Source organism: Nostoc sp. CHAB 5715 (genome assembly GCF_020829685.1).
Taxonomy (GTDB): domain Bacteria; phylum Cyanobacteriota; class Cyanobacteriia; order Cyanobacteriales; family Nostocaceae; genus Nostoc.
The window spans coordinates 1-2,545 of sequence record NZ_JAIVFR010001016.1 but is presented as its reverse complement, the minus strand read 5'-3'; the positions used below and the strand labels follow the sequence as shown (position 1 = coordinate 2,545).

Annotated in this window: 6 protein-coding genes; 1 reads left to right on the top strand and 5 read right to left on the bottom strand. The window is 40.4% G+C overall.

Going from position 1 to position 2,545, the window contains the following annotated elements:
• On the bottom strand, window positions 1–187 hold a 187-nt coding region (locus tag LC574_RS35185), incomplete at its 3' end, for a response regulator transcription factor (protein ID WP_229458259.1).
• 645 nt (window positions 188–832) lie between these two features.
• Here LC574_RS35185 and LC574_RS35180 point away from each other — a divergent pair.
• Window positions 833–1,354 carry a CPP1-like family protein gene (locus tag LC574_RS35180; RefSeq protein ID WP_229458257.1) on the top strand — a complete coding sequence of 174 codons (522 nt, stop codon included), beginning with the start codon at window positions 833–835 and terminating at the stop codon, window positions 1,352–1,354.
• On the opposite strand, the gene LC574_RS35175 is transcribed toward LC574_RS35180, so the two are convergent.
• The 4 genes from LC574_RS35175 to LC574_RS35160 all read right to left on the bottom strand — a co-directional run bounded on the left by LC574_RS35175 (window position 1,351) and on the right by LC574_RS35160 (window position 2,528).
• Window positions 1,351–1,521: a hypothetical protein gene (locus LC574_RS35175; protein ID WP_229458255.1), complete on the bottom strand. Its 171-nt coding sequence runs from the start codon at window positions 1,519–1,521 to the stop codon at window positions 1,351–1,353. The genes LC574_RS35180 and LC574_RS35175 overlap by 4 nt on opposite strands.
• Window positions 1,522–1,590: 69 nt before the next feature.
• Window positions 1,591–1,935: a hypothetical protein gene (locus LC574_RS35170; RefSeq protein ID WP_229458253.1), complete on the bottom strand. Its 345-nt coding sequence runs from the start codon at window positions 1,933–1,935 to the stop codon at window positions 1,591–1,593.
• 11 nt (window positions 1,936–1,946) lie between these two features.
• Window positions 1,947–2,144, bottom strand: coding sequence for a hypothetical protein (locus tag LC574_RS35165; protein WP_229458251.1), 198 nt, complete (start codon window positions 2,142–2,144; stop codon window positions 1,947–1,949).
• Window positions 2,145–2,282: 138 nt separating this feature from the next.
• A complete protein-coding gene (locus LC574_RS35160) occupies window positions 2,283–2,528 on the bottom strand; it encodes a hypothetical protein (protein ID WP_229458249.1) in 246 nt (81 codons plus the stop codon).
• Between the last annotated feature and the right edge of the window lie 17 nt (window positions 2,529–2,545).

Here is a 2,545-nt window from a genome sequence, read left to right as displayed (position 1 = left end):
ACCCAGTTACATCTGGTAAATTCACATCTAGAATCACCAAGTCGGGGTTAAATTGCTCAAATAGAGTTAAGGCTGTCTTTCCATCTTCGGCAGCCTCCACCTGATAGTTCTGCTTAATCAGAAAGCGTTGGATTAAATTCCGAACCGCAGGGTCGTCGTCAACTACAAGAATCTTGGCAGGAGCCATGACCATTACTTTGCACAAAAATTCGTAAGATTAACAAAAGGTTTGCGTAAAAACGCAGTTGCCACTTGGGGACTAACTAAGAATCTACATGGCTACGGTATGAGATTCCTGATTATTCAAAAATAAATACTCTAATCAGGATTGTGGGCGATGAGAACGCTAAACTTCTGTTAGCCACAGTATATAGGCGCTCTGACTTTAGCTGCAACAGTTCTTAACACCAAGACACGTTCTTGATCCCAGTTAGGTGGTAACTTAAAACGTCTCAATTTTAAATCGATATGCGGATATATACCACAAGCGATTATTCAGTATAATTAAAAAAATTCTATTAGGGCGCAGTAAGTTGCCAAATTTGAAACTGTAAAGTTGATATTTTCATAAAAACTATGTGTTTTAGGTACTCTCCGTTCAAATTCTAGATTAGAGCCAGAATTAAACAACGACATGAGGGTATACACGGAGTTATAGCGATATGTTAAAGTGACTATAGTTGAAATTACAAAGTCGATTAAACTAACCCGTGCTACTATCCTCTTAGGGCATAAAATAGGTCGAGACTTTAGTTTCGATTAAAACAAAACCTAAAGCTGTTTTTATTCGACAAAAGACTGCCGCTGACTGAGGCTGAAGTAACAAACTCCCATGAGCGATCAAAATCCCTACGAAAAACTTGGGGTATCAGAAGAGGCTAGCTTAGATGAAATTCAGGATGCTCGTAATCGCCTATTCGAGCAACATAGTGGCGATGCCAAGCATTTAGAAGTAATTGAAGCGGCTTACGATGCGATTTTAATGGATCGCTTACGGATGCGCCAAGAAGGTAAAATTAAAGTCCCTGAGCGTATTCGGTTTCCAGAATTGCGAGTACAATCGCCTCCTAAAGAAAGTCCAACGCCTCGTGAGCAGTCACCTGCATGGCTGCAACGGATGCTGGATCAACCAACGCCTGCTGATATATTCTTACCAGGAGCTTGGTTTCTTGGTTTGAGTTCTATCAGTGTGTTTTACCCAGAGGGAGGCGATCAGGTTTTGCAGTTAGCATTGGTGGTTCGTGCTTCAATAACAAAGAAGAGAAGTCGTAAATCGTTACTGTTGGTTTTGGTTCTGGTTGTGGTTTCGATTCTATTACGAGTTCAGGACTACCCAAACCAACTGCATTTTTAATTTCCTGTTCCATGACCGGATTCTCCTTGTTGATTAAATTGCTCCACCTGATCAATTGCCTCTACTACTTCTCCCAAAATATTGAAAGCATCGTTTAGCACCACATCATTTGATGTAGAAAAGGAAGGAGGATGATTGAAGCCTGCGATAATCCTTACTACTCCCAACCACCCGCAACGTATATTGACACCCTTGCAAGATAGTCCGAATCTCTGCTGTGGTTAATCTGATTTCCATTATTGTTTCCCTCCCTGAAATTTATCTCGTTGAATACTGAGGCTTGCTCCGACTAAAGAACTCCCTAAGAAAGCAGAAAAACTTACCAGCATTGCACCCAAGCAAATATTTTTCTGCTGCTGCCAACCAGAGATGATTATGTTGGGATTAGCATTTGTCTCGATAATCTCCATTCCCCAGCACCCCATTGCTCCAACTCCTAAAAATCCAGTTAAAAGCAGAGAGACAATTGCAGTTGTTTCTATGGTGCGGTCGATAAATACTTTGGGACTAAATCTCTTTCGAGTCCGACGAAGAACTAATTTATTACGAGTGTTTGAAGGCAAAGACGATTGATGAGTCATTTTATGGATTTTCATTTCGCTTCGTCCAACTCCACAAAAAATCCTGCACCTGTATTTGTCACTTTTACCAGATTGCGATTAACTAACGTTTGAATCACCCCCAGACTAAAATTTATAGTGCATAATCGAGCACTGCCACCGCAACAGCGGAGGTACTGAAGGCATAGCTGGGAATGGTCTTTGAGGACTGGGTTAGCTTTTTTAGGCATGATGTCTTTCCTGTTGTGGTTTGGAGGGGGCAAAGCGATGGCTGAAAAAAAATAGCCAAGCAGTATTAATGCTTGACTAAAGTATTTTTGAATTTAAAAGGTGAATTTCAGTTATTAGAAATTATCAAGACCGTCAAACTAATTTGTTGGAGAGTGCCTGTACATTTTGGCTTTATTCATTTGATGAGTAGAAGCTTTAATTACTGGGATTGCAGCTGACTTAACTGAATTCTTTGCTTGTTGAAATAGAAATTGTGTCGTCCCTTGTGCATCCTCTTCTGCTGGGTCAATTTGTCCCCATAAGGAGCAACTTAACTCTAAAGATTCGTAGTCGCCTAAATTGAACTTACGCGTGTAAGTTACAGCAATAGTCTTGATTTCCATAATTTACCCAAACAATA